Origin of the sequence: Virgibacillus sp. AGTR (assembly GCF_016919725.2) — a bacterium.
Taxonomy (GTDB): Bacteria; Bacillota; Bacilli; order Bacillales; family Amphibacillaceae; genus Virgibacillus; species Virgibacillus salarius.
The window spans coordinates 1-666 of record NZ_JAJERH010000180.1 but is presented as its reverse complement, the minus strand read 5'-3'; the positions used below and the strand labels follow the sequence as shown (position 1 = coordinate 666).

The 666-nt window shown below is 38.0% G+C and carries 1 protein-coding gene; it reads right to left on the bottom strand.

The annotated features are described in order from the left end of the window. Window positions 1-267: 267 nt before the first annotated feature. Entirely contained in the window at window positions 268-507 is a 240-nt protein-coding gene (locus JUJ52_RS23135; protein ID WP_228089256.1) for a hypothetical protein, read from the bottom strand. Window positions 508-666: the final 159 nt, after the last annotated feature.

The following is a 666-nucleotide window of genomic DNA, read 5'->3' as shown; positions in this document are numbered from 1 at the left end:
TAACATTTCAAAATAACTACTTGGCTTAACGCAGTCATTGCACCGATTTTATACTTTCTTAACTTAGTACAAAAAAACATTCATTTCCCTTAAAGCAACAGAAGAGGGTTTTTTAAAAGGAGGAAAGACTCCAGCGAAAAGTGGGCAACCAAAGCGCGTACGCCTGACAAAATAGTGAAACGCTTTTATAAAGTGAAACTTCAATCAGTGGGGATTTTGTATACCCTCACTGATTGTTCGTACCACAAGGGTATGATCTAAAGGCCTTTAAAGCAATCGGACATTTACTGGCAGTCGATCCCCACTTATCCATATTGGGTTCATCATTGCGTGAGGTGGGGGCTTACTGCCTATTATATGTAAGATAAATCCAGAGGCAATCCTTACAAGCTGAACTGAGATACTCTCTATGACATGATGAATGGTGTAAGCTATATCATTTTCTTGAAGTTTGATTTCTAAATCTAGCGGCAAAATTATTTGATTCATGTTATAATGTTTAAACATAAAAGGATGCCTCCGATTCTGTTATGGTGTGGTTACTTTAACTTTATCAGAAGGTATCCTTTTTGCGTACAAAAATTATTAAATAACTATCCGCCCGTAAAACGGGCGGTTTTAGTTTCGCCCTATAAGGGCACTTTACCAACGAGACCCCTAAAGGGA

Bases quoted from the DNA above. Each gene is read 5' to 3' on its own strand.
- JUJ52_RS23135 (WP_228089256.1), bottom strand. From the start codon at position 507: ATGTTTAAACATTATAACATGAATCAAATAATTTTGCCGCTAGATTTA.